This window comes from Cardinium endosymbiont of Dermatophagoides farinae (genome assembly GCF_007559345.1).
Lineage (GTDB): Bacteria > Bacteroidota > Bacteroidia > Cytophagales > Amoebophilaceae > Cardinium.
The window spans coordinates 14,660-33,550 of the sequence record NZ_VMBH01000002.1 but is presented as its reverse complement, the minus strand read 5'-3'; the positions used below and the strand labels follow the sequence as shown (position 1 = coordinate 33,550).

The window sequence follows — 18,891 nt, the reverse complement described above, 5'->3', positions numbered from 1 at the left end:
TTTTTGCTATATTTGTTAAATATAGCAAAAATATATGAAATTATTATTATATTATTTATATTTTTTAGCTTGTAGCTGTTTAGCTACTACTTGTGAAAAAACGGAAGTCAAGCCAAAGGTTGAATATAATCAGCTGAATCAAAAGAAAGACTCCTCTAAAAATAGTCAGATGGGTTCAAAGAAGTGTTTAGATGTCAATGGAATAGGTTCAGGAGGTCTTCCATCTTTATATAAGGCAGTAGGTTTCAATGATTTAAAAGAAGCTAGGATTCTATTGGAATCAGGCGCTGATCCGAATGTTATCTATAAAGATGACTGCCCTCTTGAGGCAGCTGTTAGTAAGAGAAACAAGGAAATGGTCTCTTTATTACTCTCTTATGGGGCTAAAATTGTTTTTCAAGAAGATGGAACATCAAAAGTTTTAGATGCTGTGTGCTCTAAAAAAGATGCTGTATCTAAGGAGATATATGCTCTTTTAGTTTCTTACCTACCTCCTGAAGAGGCTGCTAGGTTAGACTTAGAATGGCAAAAAGATATTAATGAAGTTAAGAATAGAAGTACACTTTTATTACAGGCTGTTAGGAAAAATGATTTAGATAAAGCAAGAAAACTTTTAAAGTTGGGCGCAGATCCGAATATAACTAATGTAAGTAGTAACCCTCTTGAGGTAGCTATACGTAATAAGAATAAAGAGATGGTCTCTTTATTACTTTCTCATGGAGCAGAGGTAATATTTAGAAAAGATGGGAAGTCAGATATTTTAATCTCTTTAGAGTTAGATAACGATCAAGAAACTCTTGACATAATCCTTTGCCATTTTGCTAGGAAAGGTAAGAAAGATTCAGTTGGTTTATCTCCTATTCACTGGGCATGTAGAGATGGTTATCTAAATGTAGTAAAACATATTTTAGATAAATCACCTTCTCTGGTTCACAATACAGACAATCCTTATAAATTCACGCCACTTCATTGGGCTTCTAGAAGAGGGTTTAAAGAGATCATTGAACTGCTTGTTTCTAAAGGTGCTAGCAAAAGAGCTACAAGCAAAAGCGGATTTACCCCTTTGATGTTGGCTATATCTAATAAGCATGAAGAGTTGAAAAGTATCCTTTCACCAGATGGGTTTTCAAGACATTCAAAATTGGTAGACAAAGATTGGAAGTGTAGTATTTGTATAGAAAGTGTACAGGACTCCAGGGATAAAATCTTTCCTGTCATCCCACTAGATTGTGGTCATAAATTCCATTTTAGATGCATTACACAGAATGTATTAAGCCAACACCAAAATCATCAAACCATTAATTGTCCTAATTGCCGTGGAAATCTGTCAGCAGATATAGTCCAAAAAATAGTTTCTAGTGCTACTGCTCCAACCATGAGTGCATTTAGTACGTTAAATGCAGTCAGGCAAAAAAATACGCCAATGTTAAAGTCTCTATTAGAAAAAGGGGGCAATCCTAATGAATCATCTATTTCCAATGCAGCCTTAGAAGAAGCTGTTCGTCAATCTAATTATGAGATGGTAACCTTGTTATTGGACTATGGAGCTGATCCTACATACCAAGACCCTGGAACAAATAATACGCCTCTGCATTATGCAGCAGATAATATGCTTTTTGAAAGAACTAGTCAGGATGTATCTGATAAAATATTCATAGCCCTTATTAAGCATGGTGCTAAGGTAAATATGCAACGATTAGGGTCTGATAGCCGTGAAACACCTAGAGATTGTGTGTGTACGTATGATAATCCTCTGCTTGTTTTAACGGAAGCTGGCGGTATTCGTTCAGGCTATTTCGATGATATTCAACCTGCATTTGGCTTGTCAGGAAGTAAAGTTAAGCAGAAGATTTTGTTTAGTAAGGAACTAGAGTCGCGAGGCTATCACGCAAAATTATAGTCATGTTTAATCAAAGTGTAATAACAGTTCTGTTTATTTTTTTAGGTCTGACTTTTAGTGTATTTGGTAAGCCTAATAGGGTTTATGTCTTGCAAAGACCTATTCATACACATGGTTGTCATGGGATAGAAGTCAGTTATGGGGTTTCGCATAAAATGCATGGGATTTCTGTAGGCTATGCATATCACATTAATGAAATATGGCATATGAAATTATCTGGTGGTTTTTCTAACAAAAACCTATTGACGGTATACAATACTTACCACTATAACTTGTTCAATCATTACGAATCTACCTTTCTGAATTTTTTACTAGGATGTCAAGGGAGCTATAAGTTCCATCATGCTTGTTGGGAGTATTGTTCTAAACGTTTTAATATAGGCGCCCAATTAGGTTTAGAGTTGGAAAAATATATCACGGATTATTTGCTGTTGATATTACTAGCAGAGACGCCTATTTCCTTTTTGGATAAAGATGATGTTTTTAATTATCGATTTTCGGCAGGATTACGTATTACTTTTTAAAAAATATCTATTGATCTAGTCGAAGCAATAATGTAGCAAGTAGTTTTACTATGTATTATTAACCCAATATAACAAATATATGGTTAATTAATGAAAATGAGAACTAAAATGAAAAAAATAGTATGCCCATTATTTATTGCTGCTTCTTTATTTTTTTGGTCTTGTACAATGACCTTTAGACAGCAATTTGCCGACGATATCATTTGGATACCAAAGCATGAATATGCACTTGTTACAGAAAAAGATGTGGCGCCTGTTTTAGCAGAAAAAGTTCCTGTAATCTTGAGTATTAAGTTTGACGATACATGGAATAACGATAGATCCAATAAACCTAAATCTCCACATAGATATGAAAAATGGAATGTTGATCCATCGGTTATCCAATTTCGTATTAAGGGTATTAGGGTTGAAGGTGGCGAAGGAAAGCTGTTTAAGCGCGTTGAAATAGATGGAAACGCTTCTATAGGTGAGCCGTTTAAAGTGGGTAGCATAGTCCAACATGGTGATACGCCTCTATACTATGTTCCTAATGAAAAAGACACTTGTCATACACATAAGGTCAGTATTAATGCTATTATATTGACCTGTGATTTTAACAGAGAGGGAGGGGATCCTATAACATGCTCGTTAAGGCTAGATGAACCTCCATACGCTTTAAAGGCTGGTACAAATGTCAAAGTTGCTTATATAGAAGACAAAAGTGGTACACCTATTCATATTAATATCACTTCAGATAACGTATTGGCATCTTCGCAAAAATATAGATTGGTTAAGTAGTGTGTGACAGATGGTCATGGTACTATGTATGTAGATACAGGAGCATGCAAAAAACAAATATGTGGCAATGAACCGCTTAAATTTGGTAATAATACCCTTTTTTACGCCCCAAAACCTGGTAGTGATGGAAATCATACCATTCATTTAACAGTAGGCAATACTAAAGGTGATACCACACAAGACTATGCTTTTTCTGTTAAAGTTCAAGACCATAGAATTGAAAACTTTAAAGCTGAACTTTCTCTGACTTCAGAAGAGGCTCCTCTCTTGCCGTTTAAAGATAGAGTATGTAAACTCAAGATTAATCCATTAACTGATTCAGGTAAGGTGCTTTCTTACCATGTTAAGGCCATTAAGCTGAATGGAGGTAAGTTTATCCTAGGAAAGGATGAAATGATAGCAAATACGCCTTTAACAGTAGGCGTCAATACTTTAATGTTTAATCCATGTGGTTTTGTTGGGGATTTAGAGCCTAGCATCACAGTAATCAATGAAAAGGGAGATGAACGTGAAGTGACCTTTAAGCAGCCATTTGTTGTCAAGGATCCTGACTTTAAAGTAGTTGCTAGTCTAGAAGGTAGTATTGAAAATGGTATGGATAACAGACATATCAACTTAAAGGTTATTGCTCCTTTTAATACTACAAGTGATAAGTTTATTTTGTCAAATTATCGTCTATCAGGCGGTATAGTAGGTGATTTACTAAAAATAACAGGCCAGACCATTGATCTTGGTGGTATGCTTTCAGTGGGAGATAGTGCGTTTAGATTTAGGTTAGGTGAACTAGATACGTTTATGGATAAGATTGATGGTGCACCAAGAATTTACTTCGATATTATCTATCCAGATGGAACTCATCATGAGACAGAGCCTGTAGATTTATCTATTTTCTTATTTGAAGCATTGGCCTCTAAGATAGAGTCATTATCTGAAGATAGTAAATCGCTTTATAAACCTATTGTTCAGGACTATAGTTTAAATCCAGAATCAGCCTTTCAAAATTTACAAGCTATAGAACCAGATTGGTATAATAGACAATCTAACCTACATAATGTACTGGTCTATATGCAGCATGATACAGCTATTTCCCCTCAAGCGACGGATGTACTTGCTAATCTGCAGACACTTAAAAGAGATACCAAAGATAGAGTAAAGACTAGGGTATTGACCACAAGGTTATTAAATGACTGGAATAAAGAAATGAATCATATTAACGCTAATCAAGAACCAGATGGTCGTAAAATACACACAAATATATTAGAGAGAGAGGTGAATGCTTTTTCTGATATCTTTCGGTCATGTGCAGGTATATCAAACATGGAAGATGTAGTACAATCTTTAGACGATGTGCTTGAAAAAATCGAGGAATTGAAAAGAGAAACAGAAAGATTAGACAATAAAAAAGCTGAAAAAGAGGCAGAATACGAGGACTTTAAAGATCGTACTACTAGGTCTATAGAAAACGAGCAGAAAGAAAGAAAATCTGACGTTGAACGTCTAGAAGAAGATATAAAAGAACTAGAAAGATCTAGGGATGAACTAAAACGCAGTATAAGAGAACATAATGGTAGTATTTCAAGGTTAGATAGGTTGATGGATGAGTTAAGCAGAGTTAACAGTGAGCTACGTTCTAAGTGTAGTAGCTTGCAGTCACAGTTACAAGAAAAATCTTCAACACTTGATGATATGGTCAGAAGGATAGTTCCCCTAGAATCCTTTAACGCTGAAAGGAAATGGTACAAGAGTACATCTATTCCTGGAGATAAACACCCATATACTATCGCTCAGTCTATGATTAAAAAGGGTTCTTACTCTGTAGAAGAGATAGTTAGGTCTTCTGCTGTACGTAAGGAAATGGTAGAAGATATGATGAAAAATTATTGTGACCAGAAGTGGAGCTGGGGCAAAGAATGGAAAAAGTACAGTGACAAAAAATAGCGAATTAATAAAAATTTGTCTTAATAAATTAGTCCACTATAAAAAAGTATTGCTATCCCATTAGCTTGTTTTTCAGTTAAAAACATACTTACGCAGTAAGGGTATGGTTATAATCTAGATAAAAGTAAATATTCAGATACATCTTAAGGTTAACATCATAATATTAAAATAACATTAAAATAGTATTAAAATGATCACATTTGATATAACAGGTGCCCCTGAAGGCTGGATTGCAAGCGGCTACCAATTGTTAACCTTGGTAGCCAAGCTACTAGGTGTAGTGGGCGCCTTTAGATTGGCCTATTTGTATAACACTGGCAGGGACAGAGGCATGATCTTTCATGAGTTACTACACTGGGTAGCTGCCATTGTATTTTTTTCGTCCGTTGGTCCTTTGTATGATATGGTTGCCAATTTTTTTAGAATCGGATAAAGGAGAGATTCCCCATGCAAAAATTAGTCAATAGCCCCTATTTAAAAGAGAAAGGCTTTTTAGGTCCTTTCTCGTTACCAGAAGCCTTAGTGGCGCTAGGCATTTGCTGCCTGACCTATATTTTATCTTGTTACTGTGAAGACTGGTTACACTACAACCGCATGTGGACCATCTCTTTAACAAGTCTAATGATTATTGTTTCTTTTTTGGTAAAAATATTCCTAAAAAATAATAATCCTACCTGGTTATCAAGTCTTTTTGCTTATCATTTTTTGCATGTACCGATAGATAATTTTAGGATAAAATTTAAGATCAATGCTTTTCTCGAAAAAAGATAAGAAAGAAGACTTACATAGAGTTCTTCCATTTGTGGATTTTCATGACGATATGGCTATATCTGCAGATGGGACTATATCTGTTCCCTTTAAAGCATTTTTAGCCTTTCAGGAACAGTACACAGAGCAGCACTATATAGACTGGACGCATATGCTATCTAGTAGTATGAAAGAGCTGCCCTCTGGTAGCCTCTTACAACAGATAGACATATACCACCCAGATCAATGGCATAATCCATCTGTAGATAGTAACGAGCTTGATTTTTTTAAACAAAAACAATTCAGTTATACAGAAAGTCGTCCTATACTGCACTATGAATCCTATATTATACTTTCCTTTCCTGGATTCTATAAGGATTATACGCCACTATCTACTTTTTATTCTAGAGATGAGACCAAAAATTTTAGTAAAAATCCATTCACTAACTTAGAAAAGCGACTCACAATAGCTAAAAAAGATGCCGCCCAATTTCGTCAAAGTGTATCTACCAATCTTCCCTTAACTCCTCTTACGTCTGATGAATTTTCCAGACTGGTACATAGATGTTTATCCTTAAACTTTAAAGATCCTGAAGGCACATTATATGGTGGTTTGGTTAAAAATAAAGAATATGTAGAGGTGGCTAACAGAAAAGCGCAAGTGATTTCTTTAATGGAAAGTTCTGCTGAGCCTAGTTATACAGTGCTGGATAAGTTTGGTAACAATGGTGGCGTATGTGCCCCTTTAACAGAAGGCCTTGGGCGTAGTTTAGACTTTCCGCATATCATTTCCAGAGTCATTCGTATGATTGACTCTGAAGCATTCTTAAAAAACCACTTCAATGCATTTGCCTGGAGTGAGGCTACTAAACTAGATGAACGTAAGCTTCAAAACATCAGACATATACGCAGCGAGATGGCTGAATTCGAACAAACCCTTCTCCAGCGTAACGAACCCATTGTTTATTTATCTTTTTTAGTTATACCTTTTTGTATAACTGATTTGGAGACTCTTAATAACTATAGTGCTCAAGTACTAGCTGCTTTCGCCGGGATAGGCATGAGGGGTTATTTAGAAACCATAGATACCGCTAATTTATTTTGTGCTGCTTTACCAGGTAATGGCAATCAGGTGTATAGGCGTATACCGATTCCTTTATTAACAGCTATCGCTCATATGAATAGTACCACACCATTCACAGGCTATAAAGAAGGTGTGTTACTGGCCAATAGATACAGAGAACCCATCTATTTCAATCCATTTAACACCGATTTAGACAATCAAAATGCATTTATTTTCGGACCTTCTGGATCTGGAAAATCTTTTTTTAACGGCAAAATGATTAAAAATCGATTTGAAGCAGGCCATATAGTGATTGTCATTGACAGTGGCGGGACCTATCGCCATTTATTTGAAGCTTTAGGAGGGAAATATATTGAACTCAGTGCAGAAAAATCTTTAGCCTTAAATCCTTTTTTATTTCCATCTGATGAATCTGGCAGGTTCCTGCCAGATAGCAGTAAAATCATCTTTTTGGTCGGGCTCATTGGCAAAATGTGGAAGGGAGATTTGAATAAAAATCCCATGAGTGAAGTAAAAAAATTTTTACTCTCTCAGTGGATTAGTGATTATTATAGAAATTTGTCAGAGGATGTCATCCCTACTTTAACGGGATTTTATGACTATTTACAAGCATTGGTAGCAGCTAATGGGAAAGCTATTCTTGATCTAAAAAAAGATCAGTTGTTCCTTTTTCAAGAATTTTTTATTGTTTTACATCCATTTTCCCATGGTATTTACAAAGATCATTTTAATGCATTATCACAAGACTATCTAGTAGACCATAGGTTAGTTTGTTTTGAGCTAGAAGCTATTAAAGGCAATAGCAAACTCTATCCATTGGTAGTGCAAATTCTTTTTGACTTTGCTTTTGAGATGGTTGCTAAACATCCAGATGCTACTAAATTCATAGACATTGAAGAAGGTTGGACGAATTTAGATGATGCTTCTAGGGAGCACATAGAAGCTTTTTACCGAAAAGGCAGAAAAACCAAAACTTCTATCCGAATCATCACGCAAGACATCGGGGAAATCAAATCATCTAAGATCGCCAGTGCCATTAAAAACAATGCCGCTACCTTTATCCTTTTATATAATGAAAAAGCCTCTAGCAGAGAAGAAATAGGTACTTTCTTAGGTATGAATGCGTTAGACATGCAAAAGTATGCCAGTCTGCGCAGACACAATGGCCCAGGCGGTTTTAGGGAAATCTTTATTAAAGAGATGGGACAGAGTCATGTGTGGCTACTAGAACCCTCTCTTTGGGAACATGCTATGTTTACCTCTCATCCATCAGAAAGAAACCAAATTGCTGCATTGGCTAAAAAACATGGAAACATAGAAGATGGCATTGCAGAATGGGTATACCATACTAAACAAAAATATTATGTCTAGTCATTTTCAAGGTATTCTATCTTCTTCAGTGCATCTAAACCTGGAAGCACAAAACCTAATGGTGGATACCACCATTGGCAAGATGATTGGCGTAGCCAAGTTATTACTATTGCCTTTCTTGTTGGTACGTTTAATGGTCTATTATTTTCAGTATCATTTAAGCACTGCTGAGTTATTAAAATCCTGTTATACCAGTCTGTTAACGCTAGCTATTACCTTTCTGCTTTTACAGTTCTACTTGGATATTTTTCATATGCTAGACAAATTAACCGCTTTGATTATGAAGAGGTTTGATTGGCATGATCTAGTTAAACCTGATAGTTTCGAAAGTATTAAAGATCCTGAAATAAGTATCTGGCAGCTGATTAAAAATTGTTTTTCGAATTTAACTACTAAAGCTTTAAAATCGATATCTCGCATAATGGGTTTAACCACTACTATATTTCGTCATCAAGCAATCCTATTTACCTTACAAGTAGGTCCTTTGGCCATTGCTGCTAGCCTCTTACCAGGCAATTTCAGCAGTATAGTTAATTATTGGCTCAATATGCTAATTTCCTTTTTAATGTGGGGGTAACCATTGATTTATTAGACTATTCATTGATTTCTTTAGAGTTCAATAACGTAGATGGTATAGGTGCTGCTATCGCTACTTGCTTAATGTATGCTATGGTAGGTCCGCTCACCTCTCTATATATAGGTAACACGGTAGGAAATAGCCTTTTTGCGATAGGAGAAGCAAAGACGAGTCAGTTTATGGCTTATGGGGCTAGTCATCTGCCAAAATTTGGAAAAAAAGATAAATAATAATCCTTACTGCGTAAGGACTTGGTTAGGCAAGCAAATGGGAGAAAATGGTCATAACCCTATTATAAAAAACTTAATAAAATATGTTAGATAGTAAAGATCAGTCATCAACCGTTCAATCGATTCATAAGCTAAACAGCTATCATTACGGGAATATTATTAACCTATTACGCTTTTTAGTAGTTTTTCTTTTGGTATCATTAGGTGGGTTATCTGCTTTTTTAGGCTATTTGGTCTTTAAACAAAACAGAAGTGATTTGGTCTATTTTGCTACCCTTGAAGGGACCCATGTGGGTATAAGAAAAGAGAATCCCAATCATAACACTAGAGAATCTTTTGAAGTAGAAAATTTTGCTATGCGTTTTATCCAAGATGGCTTTGCCCATAGCGAAAACAATTATCAAGAAAACATTGAACGAGCCTTGACCGTCATGAATAACACATCCAGAGTCACCCTAAAAAAACTCTTTTCTGATGATAGTTTGTTTCAAGTATATAAGGAATCTAATGGGGTAACTACGGTTTATGTTAAAAGCATACATACTGATACACAAAACTATCCCTATAGATCACAGATTTATTTTCAAACGGATTTAAAATTTTTAACCGGTCAAGGAAAAGTAAAAACCCATAGCTACCATCAAGGCATTGCATTAGAAATGCAACCAACAGCTAGATGTAGTAAAAATCCATATGGGTTAATGATCACTGATTTAACCTTTTTAAACCATGAAGAAAAGTAGCCTTTTACTATTTTAATTTTTTATTTTCCTGCTTTTGCATTGGATATCAAAGTTTCAGATAAATACCCAACTTTGTTGGAACTCAGTGGTACGATTGAAAAGATTTCTTTTGGCAATGGTGATAAAGAGTATGTATCCAAAGAAGAAGGCAGATTTTTAGAAATAAAGGCTAAACATCCTGGGACCAGCAAGACCACTATTACAGTATTTTATCTATCCAACGAAGGCAAAAAAAATGAAAAGGTTGATGTATTTTATGGAACCGTTAGTTATGATGCAGGCATACAGCCAATGTATGATCTTACACAGCATAAAATTAAATACACAGAAGAAGCAGAGAAATGGGACACTGATGAACCTTTAACTGAATCCTTAACAGAAGCTATAGAATACGTATCGCAGGGACAACCGAATATTAAACGTTTTCATCAAACTAAGCAGAAAGTAAGTTGTTTTTTTGAGTAATGCCGTTAGCACAGGAGAAGAGATTGTTTTAAAGTTTGTATTGAGAAATAGCTCTCCTTATAATTATAAGGTAGGAAGCCTATATTTTGTAGGCAATAACAAAGAAAAAACCGCTATTCCTATTAAATTAAAACCTAAACGAATGGTAGTAGCACCTGGAGAGGTCCTACCTATGATTTTCGTTATCAAACACAAGGTAGAAAAATCAGGTATAATCGTTCGTTTTGAAGAGAAAAAAGGTCGTAGAGATTTAAGTTTGAACCTACCTAACAGATTGTTGCTGAGTATACCCTGTTTGGTTAAAGAATCTAAAGAAGTTTAATTTCCATGGATAAAAAGAAATTAGGTTTTGGATTAGCTGGGTTATTGGTTATTGCTTGGATTATATTACGGGATGTAAGAAAAACAAAGAGTTGGCATGAGTTTTTTGTAGCCCCTCCACCTAAAACTTGTAAACTACTTGAAAAATCAGAACCATTATCGATTACTAAAGAAACGAATCAGAGAATTAAAGGTGTTGGTCGCTTTCAATCAGCACAGGTAGGTTGCTCTTTGTTTGAGGATATGGCTAAAAATATAAATAAAGAAGTATCAACAGGTGAACCAGAACCGGTTAAAGAACCTGAAAAAGTTAGTGTTAAACCTAAAAAAGTAGTGCAAAAACTTAAGAAAATAGTCCATCCTCAAAAACAGGAAAAAAACTACTTTCCAGTAGCCTTTGAAAGAAAAGGCAGAAAAAGGAATATTAAGGTAAAAAACAGCTTTGCTGCAGGTTATGTTTATGGGACACAAGAACTCAAACATGGGAGAAGTATTAAAATACGTGTCAAAGAAGCTTTTTCGTACAAAGGTCAAGAAATACCTAAAGGTGCGTTTTTATACGGCATCGTTGCTTTTGGAAAAGAAAGAATTCTTTCTAAATTAGAAACAGCTGAATTTGGTAAAAATGTGATTCCAGTGGCTATAGGTTTGTATGATTCAGATTATATGATTGGCCTATTAGTAGAAAATTTACATCCTTTCATTGATCAAGCGCAAAACAAATTGCTTAGTAAAGCAGCTAGTAGTGGCAGTAATTCTTGGATAAGAGAGATCAGTGGAGTAGTAGTAGATGGTATTAAATCAGTTAAAAATGAACAAAAAATCACAATAGAAAATAGAAGAAAAGTATTCCTTCAACCAATAGAAAAATGAATAAGTTTAAAAAATATGGTGTAGTCTGTTTATGCCTGCTCATTCCTGTAACCTCTTCAGCAAGTATAGGATCTTCTATTAAATCAGGATTAAACAAAATATTACCTAACGGATTAAAGAAGTGGATACCTGGTCTATCTCCAGAAGAAAAAACAGCTCAGCTAATGGAAGAACAAGTAGGTACCTCTAACAATGTGTTAGCGCAAATGAAGGATGCGGCTGATAGTATGAGAAAACTAAAAAAGAGTGTAGAAGAGGCTAATTCCATTAAAAATCAAGGTAGATCATTATTCAAAGATCTATCTGATGCTAAATATGGTAAAGTAGTGCTAGGTATATCAGAAAAAATCAGTGGCATTAGTTTGAACCCAAGTGACTATATTCCTAGTTTAGATTGTACTAGAAAACTTAAAAGAGACTGTTCTTTTTCTTGTTACAGAGAAAAATCCCTATTAGGTAGAGTAGATTCTTTTACGGGTAGAAGTAGTAATTTCCTAAGCACAAAACCACCAAAAAGCTTAAATTCCATTTGCTCAGATATTCAAAGAGAGTTGCGCCGATCAGATCAGATAAAAATAGCTTCTAAAGAGGCCAATAATAGATTGATTCCAATTTACAAAGAACAGATCAAAAATCTCGAGATTCAAAATAAAAAGATAGATAAAACGCTATTTAATCCTAATTTCTATAAAAATGACCCTGTAAAGTATTTTCAACTAGAAAGCATTAAAAATAAAAATATCTTAGATATGGGAGAACTTGTAGAACGAATCAATAGACTTCAAGTGGCATCAGAAGAAGTGTCTAAAAAGGATAAAGAAGCTATTGCAGATCTTTATGGTGAAAAGTTAAACAAAGATCTAACACAGCATATCGTTAAAAGTAAAATCAAAAGAAATAGTAAATTTTAAATGAAAATGAGGGAAAAATACAAACTAGAAGAAGTGAAGGAGTTTGCTTATAACCCTTTTTTAAACTACAGGTCAGAGGTAGAATTCGATGAGTTTTTCATAGATGAACTCTCAAATAAAGCTAAGAATATCATTAAGTATTTAGTCGGCCCTGAAGTATTACTATGAGCTAGACATTATATCATATTTTAATATGACAATCAGTATAAATAAAAAATTATTATACAAAGTTTATTCCATATGCATTTAAATATAACAACTTAACAATGAATAATCTTGGTTATCAACGTATTATATATTGTATATTAATAAAACTAGATAAAATATTTATTTAGTAGATGCAAATATTAGCGAATTAAATAATATTAAACATCTATAAATCAGTCACATAAATTTATAACCAATGGTTACTAAAATATTATATATCTGCCTAGATTTAGTCTCCTATTTTGCAAGGTTTTTATACCAAACAATTCAAAAAGTTGTTATTTCTTGATATAAATTTAACGGGTTTTTAATGCTTTTTATACTGATTAACAAATAAATAATACTTCAGGGCCGACTATTTAATGTGTAAACATTCATTTTCAGAAGAGAAATTCTTATTTTAAGCTAAATGAGTTTAATAGGTTTATGATATATATAAATATGGAATACCCCTGTGATGGGACAGCAGAATTATGCGCTAAGAAGGTGTTAGCCAAAACCAAAGATCCAGATCTATATTGGGTAAATAATGATTTCTTTAACACCGGATTGTTTCAACCGAAATATATAGCATTAACCGAATAGGATAGCTATAAGTAGGACTACATAAGCTCCTGAATGCGAGATCTGGATAAACCAGTAAGAGCAATAATATCTCCTAACGGGTAACGCTTTGCAAGCATAGCTCTAGCGATAGAAATGGCTTTCTCATTTTCTCCCTCTAACTTACCCTCTAACTTACCCTCTAACTTACCCTCTAACTTACCTTTTTCCTGTCCTATTTTGATACCACTCTCCTGCCCTATTCGGATACCCTCTTCCCTATATTTTTGTGCTATAGTTCTCATAAGATCTTCTTTATCTTCTTTAGGAAGATGTTCCCTAATGATATTTTCTAAATCTTGGTACTTATCTTCTGGTAATTTACTGTCAGTATACCATAAAAAATTCCTTATATAAATATAACCTTTTTCTTTATCTAGTATAATACAAGGCTTAAAGTTTTCTAAAAATTCCTCCCATAATTTAAGCATATCACGGGTGTGAACATATTTCATAAAATATTGCATCATTCCAAAGTGTGCCTTCTGTTTGATCTCATCATCTGGCATAGCATATAGGTCTACCAATTGATAATCACCACCCATAAGTGTTTTGGCAAGGATCGGTTCACTAAACAAATCCCATAGATTTCTTGGGACATTAAAAGGTGTATTACCATGATAGAGGATCAACGGAATTATTAGTGGAAGTTTTGATTTCTTTTTCGTCTTATGCCTTTCTAGCAAGAGAAACATATATTTCCATAACTTGAATGCTGTCCAATACTTAGGGCTGACCTCGGCCTCTATTAACGTGTAGATGAACGCTTTCTGACTATTTTTCATCTTGATAGAGAATACTAAATCACTAAATTTTTGCTTTAAATTATCTTCTACATACGATTCTTTCTCAATTTTAAGCGTGGACATATCCAATAATGATTTACAGGATTCTGGTAAATAATGATCTAAAAATTCCCGAGCAGCTATTGGATCTGAAAGTATTTTTTTTGCTAAGCTGTCATGTTGCAAATTTTTTGTCATAAAGATAACTTACTAAGAAGCATTAAATAGTTGGGAAGGAATAATTGCTTAAATGTATTTGTAAGTACATATATAATATATTAATTCTTTTAAGTTACAAAAAAGTGTTTGTTTTTAATTTCCATGAGAGATGTTTCTAATTTTCTGTTTTAGTAGGCACATGCTATGCAAGAATATTCTGATAAATAAATAATCATTAACATGGATTTACAAATTATTTCGACTAGTACCATTATATTACACATCATAGTATTTGCTTTTTAAGAAATATTTTTTGGAATTGAAAAAGCTATCATACATTCAATGCATAACTATGTCCTACCCTTAAAGACTTTGTCTAAACTTAAAGGATGGCCCTATAAATTAACATATCGATAAAAGCTTGCTCTGGAAATTTTTAATGTTTTACAGATATCATTAATGGCCATACCATGATCCTTATGCATGTTTTTAGCCATCAATACCTTAGGATCTGTGGAGGATAATCTTTTTCGACCGCCTTTCTTACCACGCGCTCTTGCTGCCTCTAAACCTGCCCGTGTTCTTTCTTGGGTAAGACGACGCTCAAATTGCGCCAAAGAAGAAAATATGTTAAAAATTAATTCTCCTGAAGCAGTTGTGGTATCAATAGCCCCGTCACACAAAGATCTAAATCCAATGCCTTTCTGGTATAAATCTTCGATAAGTTGAACCAAATGAGCCATGGACCGACCTAGCCGATCTAATCGCCAGACTAATAGGGTATCACCAGAATTTAAACTTTCTAAGCATTTTCTTAAACCTGGACGTTCCGATTTAGCCCCTGAGATTTTGTCTATAAAGATCATATTACTTGCACACCCTGCTTTTGCAAGCGCGTCAACTTGAAGGTGAACTTCCTGATCTTGGGTACTAACCCTTACATAACCGACTAGTTTTGCCATATTGTCCCAAATATACCAAATATAATGAGTTTACAGTATTTTGTTTTTTAAGACCGCAATATGATACATCTAATGACTATATTTTAAGAATCGATTTACGGTGTCTCTAGAAACGACCGTTTAACGAGACACCGTAAATCGATTCTTAAAATATAGTCATTAGATGTATCATATTGCGGTCTTAAAAAACAAAATACTGTAAACTCATTATATTTGGTATATTTGGGACAATATGGCAAAACTAGTCGGTTATGTAAGGGTTAGTACCCAAGATCAGGAAGTTCACCTTCAAGTTGACGCGCTTGCAAAAGCAGGGTGTGCAAGTAATATGATCTTTATAGACAAAATCTCAGGGGCTAAATCGGAACGTCCAGGTTTAAGAAAATGCTTAGAAAGTTTAAATTCTGGTGATACCCTATTAGTCTGGCGATTAGATCGGCTAGGTCGGTCCATGGCTCATTTGGTTCAACTTATCGAAGATTTATACCAGAAAGGCATTGGATTTAGATCTTTGTGTGACGGGGCTATTGATACCACAACTGCTTCAGGAGAATTAATTTTTAACATATTTTCTTCTTTGGCGCAATTTGAGCGTCGTCTTACCCAAGAAAGAACACGGGCAGGTTTAGAGGCAGCAAGAGCGCGTGGTAAGAAAGGCGGTCGAAAAAGATTATCCTCCACAGATCCTAAGGTATTGATGGCTAAAAACATGCATAAGGATCATGGTATGGCCATTAATGATATCTGTAAAACATTAAAAATTTCCAGAGCAAGCTTTTATCGATATGTTAATATGTCTGATAATAAATAAAATTGTTTGCTAAAGATTTAGTTTTAGGTTTTAAATTTTAATCTATACCACATCTAGTGAGGGTTAAGACCGATAAGAACATTACCATTGCCTTAACGTGCTTTATTTTCCCTTTTCTGAGGCCCCAATTACTTATGATGACACTATTTAAGGTCTTTTATAAAATTTAAGGAAAAAAGAAAGTGTCTATTATTGTATTGGTCAGGATTTAATCCTATACTTTTAGTGTATGAATCATACCTATACGAATTACATACTTTATGTATGGTTATATTGATGACACCTTGTAAACGCATACTGCTATGAAGAAAATACAATTTACTTTCAATGCATTCCTACTTAGTTCATTGGGAATAGCTTGTGGTGGATACGTATCGTATCAACCTATGTTAAAAAAAGATTACCTGCGTGATATGGATAAATATCCGATAAAATATGGAGAAAGTGGGGAGACAACCAACCGAGAAACAAGACAGTGTAACACTTTCAACTATAGATTTAAAAAAACTGGTCCAGATGAGAAAGATAGACTATATGGGGAAGCATATCCTATATACATCATGCAGCATCATACAGTTGCAGACTTCAATCGTACTGTTGATATATTTACACAAGGAAAATCTATAGTATCTGCTCATTATGTTATTGACACTGATGGGAGCATATATTGTTTTGTTGAAGATCCTTACAGAGCTTGTCACGCAGGAATTGGTAATTTGGCTGAAAGCTCTAAACTTAGCAGCTCTTTAGTATCTTGTTCCGAACTACAAAATGATATGAATAGCTGGTCTATTGGAATTGAAAATGTAAACAATGGTAATCAACCTTATACAGAGGAACAAATCAAGTCTAATGTAGCACTGTCTGAAATGCTTACTCAACAGAATAGGAACATTGATGCCAAACTAATGTTAGGGCATAGCGATTGGGCTCCAGGTAGAAAAATTGATCCAAATCCTTATTTCTTTTGGGACAAGTTGGCTAACGCACAGGATGAACCATCTTTGAGTGAACTTAACATTAATAAAAATTTTGGTGTATACCCAAGAAAAAAGGACTTAAGCATAAGTACAAACCCTGATATAGTAGTGCCTTATAAGGAAAAAGATAATAGATTATCACAAGATCAACAAGAATGTATACAAAAACTACGTGAATATGGATACGATATCAAAGCAGATGGCACTTATAATGATTCAGTCAGAAGAGGTATTTTAGCATTTAAAATACACCATTCTGGTGATGATATACTTCGCAATGATGATGCACGTGAGGATTGGGAAAAAATATACCATGGAAAGGAAGGATCTCGTTTATATCAGTTTGATGCGAACGATGGTAAGTATCTAGATGATCTATTAGATCAGTTTTCTAAATAGTTTCTTCAAAAAGATAACTTTAGAGTACATATGGGAGCATAAGCCTAGGATATCCTTTGGGTAGATGATTCAAATGGCTCACTTGAAATGTATCTCTACTTAAGAGTGAATTAAGACTAGGATCTTCTGAATAGCTAAGCAATAGCGGAAGAAAAACAGCCTCTCCAATTATGGATATTTTATCTCCTGTTATATTAGCTAGTCCCCAAACATTTTGGTAACTCATTACCATAGGTAATTTTTGACCAACCTGTTGGAAATTCCCTATATACAAAAAGATATGTCCTTTAATATACATTATGGTAAAGAATGGTTTTCCATGCTCAATTAAATAAGTAAGACGCTCTGTTGGTGTAGCAGCACTTAAGTCAACCACTGCTGTTGTCTTTATCTGGTCGTATGATTGACGGGGCAACCAAATACCAAAAGGAAGAAAAAGACATTTAAGCTCTGCAGAACAATCGTTATAGTATGATAGACCTCCCCAACCATAAGGCCTCCCTTTTAAACTATTTATTAATTGAGCAAAATTTCTTGGAGATGACTTAATGGGGATATATGCCGCTTGCGTTGAGTGAACTACTACATCAGATAATAAGGCATTTCCATCTTTGTCAGCTATAGGTACAGACAAGATCAGTTTTTCCATTATAGCACTACGTGCTGGAAACAATGTACCGATATAGGCTGTTGCTAAACATCTTCCTTTTTGATTGACTAAAGTTGTATCTGTTTGTATAATTGCAGCAAGATTTTCTTTCTCAGCAGATTTCCACGTTTCAATAAAGTTATCATTGGTATAGGCTATCCCATCACTTTCAACCCATACAATAAAGTCTGGTGTTATAACAAGTGACCAACGTTTATCTTTCGTTTGATTTATAACATAAATAGGGGTACCAATAAAAATAGAAGAGGCTTGTAGCTGGTCAAGCGGATAGCCATAGCCCGGAATAATGCTGCGTACATAAATATCTGTTGTAGGTAGGCTTCTTCCTGTTAAATTTTTGATTGTCATTGCCCTGTTTTCCTTGTGAAAGGATAATATTTTCAGCTCGTCTAAGGGAATTGTATCGGCTATATCTTGTATCTTTTTGTCTGGATAAGGTCTAAAGTTAAGGCCATACCATTTGGATTGCGATAGATTATCCTGATTAGAAAATATTGTAAGTTGCTCTTTTTCACTATCCCAGATGTCTGTTTGTAGAACCTGTTTAACGTAGTCTTGATCCCAAGGAGATGCAGTACCAAACAAGCGTTCATGTAAATTTTTCAAATAAGCTTGTTGTATCTGCTTGTCCAATAATGGTTTTTCATATCCCTCTTGATGTGGATTAATCCATTTGTCTGTCTCCTGTTGGCAAAACTCTATAGGGAAAAACTCCATTGAAATAAGATAAAAAAGGTGGGTTATGCTTGTATAGCATGTAAAGTACCATGCTAACTAAGGCTAATAGATAATGAATAAGCTATATACTTAGCTTAGTATTAATAAGATATAAATAATATATTAAGATATAAATA

21 protein-coding genes are annotated in these 18,891 nt (G+C 34.5%); 18 read left to right on the top strand and 3 right to left on the bottom strand.

Annotated features, from left to right (window positions below; translation table 11 throughout):
• The first annotated feature begins 34 nt into the window (after positions 1 to 34).
• The 16 genes from FPG78_RS06070 to FPG78_RS07245 all read left to right on the top strand — a co-directional run bounded on the left by FPG78_RS06070 (position 35) and on the right by FPG78_RS07245 (position 13,253).
• Positions 35 to 1,900: an ankyrin repeat domain-containing protein gene (locus FPG78_RS06070; protein ID WP_144087109.1), complete on the top strand. Its 1,866-nt coding sequence runs from the start codon at positions 35 to 37 to the stop codon at positions 1,898 to 1,900.
• A gap of 2 nt (positions 1,901 to 1,902) precedes the next feature.
• The gene (locus FPG78_RS06065) at positions 1,903 to 2,424 is read left to right on the top strand and encodes a hypothetical protein (RefSeq protein WP_144087108.1); all 522 of its coding nucleotides are present in this window, start codon (positions 1,903 to 1,905) and stop codon (positions 2,422 to 2,424) included.
• Positions 2,425 to 2,532: 108 nt separating this feature from the next.
• On the top strand, positions 2,533 to 3,201 hold the full coding sequence (locus FPG78_RS06060; RefSeq protein ID WP_144087107.1) for a hypothetical protein: 669 nt from the start codon (positions 2,533 to 2,535) through the stop codon (positions 3,199 to 3,201).
• Between the two features lie 3 nt (positions 3,202 to 3,204).
• Positions 3,205 to 5,139 (top strand): hypothetical protein, encoded by a 1,935-nt coding sequence (locus FPG78_RS06055; RefSeq protein ID WP_144087106.1) that lies wholly within the window; start codon positions 3,205 to 3,207, stop codon positions 5,137 to 5,139.
• Between the two features lie 190 nt (positions 5,140 to 5,329).
• Entirely contained in the window at positions 5,330 to 5,572 is a 243-nt protein-coding gene (locus FPG78_RS06050) for a hypothetical protein (protein ID WP_144087105.1), read from the top strand.
• 14 nt (positions 5,573 to 5,586) lie between these two features.
• Positions 5,587 to 5,910, top strand: a complete 324-nt coding sequence (locus tag FPG78_RS06045) for a hypothetical protein (RefSeq protein WP_144087104.1) — start codon at positions 5,587 to 5,589, stop codon at positions 5,908 to 5,910.
• Entirely contained in the window at positions 5,888 to 8,341 is a 2,454-nt protein-coding gene (locus FPG78_RS06040) for a VirB4 family type IV secretion system protein (RefSeq protein ID WP_144087103.1), read from the top strand. The genes FPG78_RS06045 and FPG78_RS06040 overlap by 23 nt, the downstream gene beginning before the upstream one ends.
• On the top strand, positions 8,334 to 8,918 hold the full coding sequence (locus FPG78_RS06035) for a hypothetical protein (RefSeq protein ID WP_144087102.1): 585 nt from the start codon (positions 8,334 to 8,336) through the stop codon (positions 8,916 to 8,918). The genes FPG78_RS06040 and FPG78_RS06035 overlap by 8 nt, the downstream gene beginning before the upstream one ends.
• The gene (locus FPG78_RS06030) at positions 8,909 to 9,148 is read left to right on the top strand and encodes a hypothetical protein (protein WP_144087101.1); all 240 of its coding nucleotides are present in this window, start codon (positions 8,909 to 8,911) and stop codon (positions 9,146 to 9,148) included. The genes FPG78_RS06035 and FPG78_RS06030 overlap by 10 nt, the downstream gene beginning before the upstream one ends.
• Positions 9,149 to 9,231: 83 nt before the next feature.
• Positions 9,232 to 9,891, top strand: coding sequence for a VirB8/TrbF family protein (locus tag FPG78_RS06025; protein ID WP_144087100.1), 660 nt, complete (start codon positions 9,232 to 9,234; stop codon positions 9,889 to 9,891).
• Positions 9,892 to 9,930: 39 nt separating this feature from the next.
• On the top strand, positions 9,931 to 10,356 hold the full coding sequence (locus tag FPG78_RS06020) for a hypothetical protein (protein ID WP_144087099.1): 426 nt from the start codon (positions 9,931 to 9,933) through the stop codon (positions 10,354 to 10,356).
• Positions 10,349 to 10,678: a hypothetical protein gene (locus tag FPG78_RS06015; RefSeq protein ID WP_144087098.1), complete on the top strand. Its 330-nt coding sequence runs from the start codon at positions 10,349 to 10,351 to the stop codon at positions 10,676 to 10,678. Before FPG78_RS06020 ends, FPG78_RS06015 begins: the two co-directional genes overlap by 8 nt.
• 5 nt (positions 10,679 to 10,683) lie before the next feature.
• Positions 10,684 to 11,550, top strand: a complete 867-nt coding sequence (traM, locus tag FPG78_RS06010) for a conjugative transposon protein TraM (RefSeq protein WP_144087097.1) — start codon at positions 10,684 to 10,686, stop codon at positions 11,548 to 11,550.
• Entirely contained in the window at positions 11,547 to 12,461 is a 915-nt protein-coding gene (locus FPG78_RS06005) for a hypothetical protein (protein ID WP_144087096.1), read from the top strand. Before traM ends, FPG78_RS06005 begins: the two co-directional genes overlap by 4 nt.
• A 6-nt stretch (positions 12,462 to 12,467) precedes the next feature.
• Positions 12,468 to 12,629, top strand: a complete 162-nt coding sequence (locus tag FPG78_RS07250; protein ID WP_186292509.1) for a hypothetical protein — start codon at positions 12,468 to 12,470, stop codon at positions 12,627 to 12,629.
• 465 nt (positions 12,630 to 13,094) lie between these two features.
• Positions 13,095 to 13,253, top strand: a complete 159-nt coding sequence (locus FPG78_RS07245) for a hypothetical protein (RefSeq protein WP_186292508.1) — start codon at positions 13,095 to 13,097, stop codon at positions 13,251 to 13,253.
• A gap of 17 nt (positions 13,254 to 13,270) precedes the next feature.
• On the opposite strand, the gene FPG78_RS06000 is transcribed toward FPG78_RS07245, so the two are convergent.
• The gene (locus FPG78_RS06000; RefSeq protein ID WP_144087095.1) at positions 13,271 to 14,254 is read right to left on the bottom strand and encodes an Rpn family recombination-promoting nuclease/putative transposase; all 984 of its coding nucleotides are present in this window, start codon (positions 14,252 to 14,254) and stop codon (positions 13,271 to 13,273) included.
• Between the two features lie 356 nt (positions 14,255 to 14,610).
• Complete coding sequence (locus tag FPG78_RS05995) at positions 14,611 to 15,177, bottom strand: recombinase family protein (protein WP_144087094.1); 567 nt, start codon at positions 15,175 to 15,177, stop codon at positions 14,611 to 14,613.
• 232 nt (positions 15,178 to 15,409) lie between these two features.
• Between FPG78_RS05995 and FPG78_RS05990 the strand changes: the two genes are divergently transcribed.
• Both FPG78_RS05990 and FPG78_RS05985 read left to right on the top strand, forming a co-directional pair.
• Complete coding sequence (locus FPG78_RS05990) at positions 15,410 to 15,988, top strand: recombinase family protein (protein ID WP_144087093.1); 579 nt, start codon at positions 15,410 to 15,412, stop codon at positions 15,986 to 15,988.
• Between the two features lie 302 nt (positions 15,989 to 16,290).
• Positions 16,291 to 17,367 carry an N-acetylmuramoyl-L-alanine amidase gene (locus FPG78_RS05985; RefSeq protein ID WP_144087092.1) on the top strand — a complete coding sequence of 359 codons (1,077 nt, stop codon included), beginning with the start codon at positions 16,291 to 16,293 and terminating at the stop codon, positions 17,365 to 17,367.
• Between the two features lie 19 nt (positions 17,368 to 17,386).
• Here FPG78_RS05985 and FPG78_RS05980 read toward each other — a convergent pair whose 3' ends face one another.
• Complete coding sequence (locus FPG78_RS05980; protein WP_144087091.1) at positions 17,387 to 18,754, bottom strand: SH3 domain-containing protein; 1,368 nt, start codon at positions 18,752 to 18,754, stop codon at positions 17,387 to 17,389.
• Positions 18,755 to 18,891: the final 137 nt, after the last annotated feature.

Bases quoted from the DNA above. Each gene is read 5' to 3' on its own strand.
- FPG78_RS06070 (WP_144087109.1), top strand. From the start codon at position 35: ATGAAATTATTATTATATTATTTATATTTTTTAGCTTGTAGCTGTTTA.
- FPG78_RS06065 (WP_144087108.1), top strand. From the start codon at position 1,903: ATGTTTAATCAAAGTGTAATAACAGTTCTGTTTATTTTTTTAGGTCTG.
- FPG78_RS06060 (WP_144087107.1), top strand. From the start codon at position 2,533: ATGAAAAAAATAGTATGCCCATTATTTATTGCTGCTTCTTTATTTTTT.
- FPG78_RS06050 (WP_144087105.1), top strand. From the start codon at position 5,330: ATGATCACATTTGATATAACAGGTGCCCCTGAAGGCTGGATTGCAAGC.
- FPG78_RS06045 (WP_144087104.1), top strand. From the start codon at position 5,587: ATGCAAAAATTAGTCAATAGCCCCTATTTAAAAGAGAAAGGCTTTTTA.
- FPG78_RS06040 (WP_144087103.1), top strand. From the start codon at position 5,888: ATGCTTTTCTCGAAAAAAGATAAGAAAGAAGACTTACATAGAGTTCTT.
- FPG78_RS06035 (WP_144087102.1), top strand. From the start codon at position 8,334: ATGTCTAGTCATTTTCAAGGTATTCTATCTTCTTCAGTGCATCTAAAC.
- FPG78_RS06025 (WP_144087100.1), top strand. From the start codon at position 9,232: ATGTTAGATAGTAAAGATCAGTCATCAACCGTTCAATCGATTCATAAG.
- traM (WP_144087097.1), top strand. From the start codon at position 10,684: ATGGATAAAAAGAAATTAGGTTTTGGATTAGCTGGGTTATTGGTTATT.
- FPG78_RS06005 (WP_144087096.1), top strand. From the start codon at position 11,547: ATGAATAAGTTTAAAAAATATGGTGTAGTCTGTTTATGCCTGCTCATT.
- FPG78_RS07250 (WP_186292509.1), top strand. From the start codon at position 12,468: ATGAGGGAAAAATACAAACTAGAAGAAGTGAAGGAGTTTGCTTATAAC.
- FPG78_RS07245 (WP_186292508.1), top strand. From the start codon at position 13,095: ATGATATATATAAATATGGAATACCCCTGTGATGGGACAGCAGAATTA.
- FPG78_RS06000 (WP_144087095.1), bottom strand. From the start codon at position 14,254: ATGACAAAAAATTTGCAACATGACAGCTTAGCAAAAAAAATACTTTCA.
- FPG78_RS05995 (WP_144087094.1), bottom strand. From the start codon at position 15,177: ATGGCAAAACTAGTCGGTTATGTAAGGGTTAGTACCCAAGATCAGGAA.
- FPG78_RS05990 (WP_144087093.1), top strand. From the start codon at position 15,410: ATGGCAAAACTAGTCGGTTATGTAAGGGTTAGTACCCAAGATCAGGAA.
- FPG78_RS05985 (WP_144087092.1), top strand. From the start codon at position 16,291: ATGAAGAAAATACAATTTACTTTCAATGCATTCCTACTTAGTTCATTG.
- FPG78_RS05980 (WP_144087091.1), bottom strand. From the start codon at position 18,754: ATGGAGTTTTTCCCTATAGAGTTTTGCCAACAGGAGACAGACAAATGG.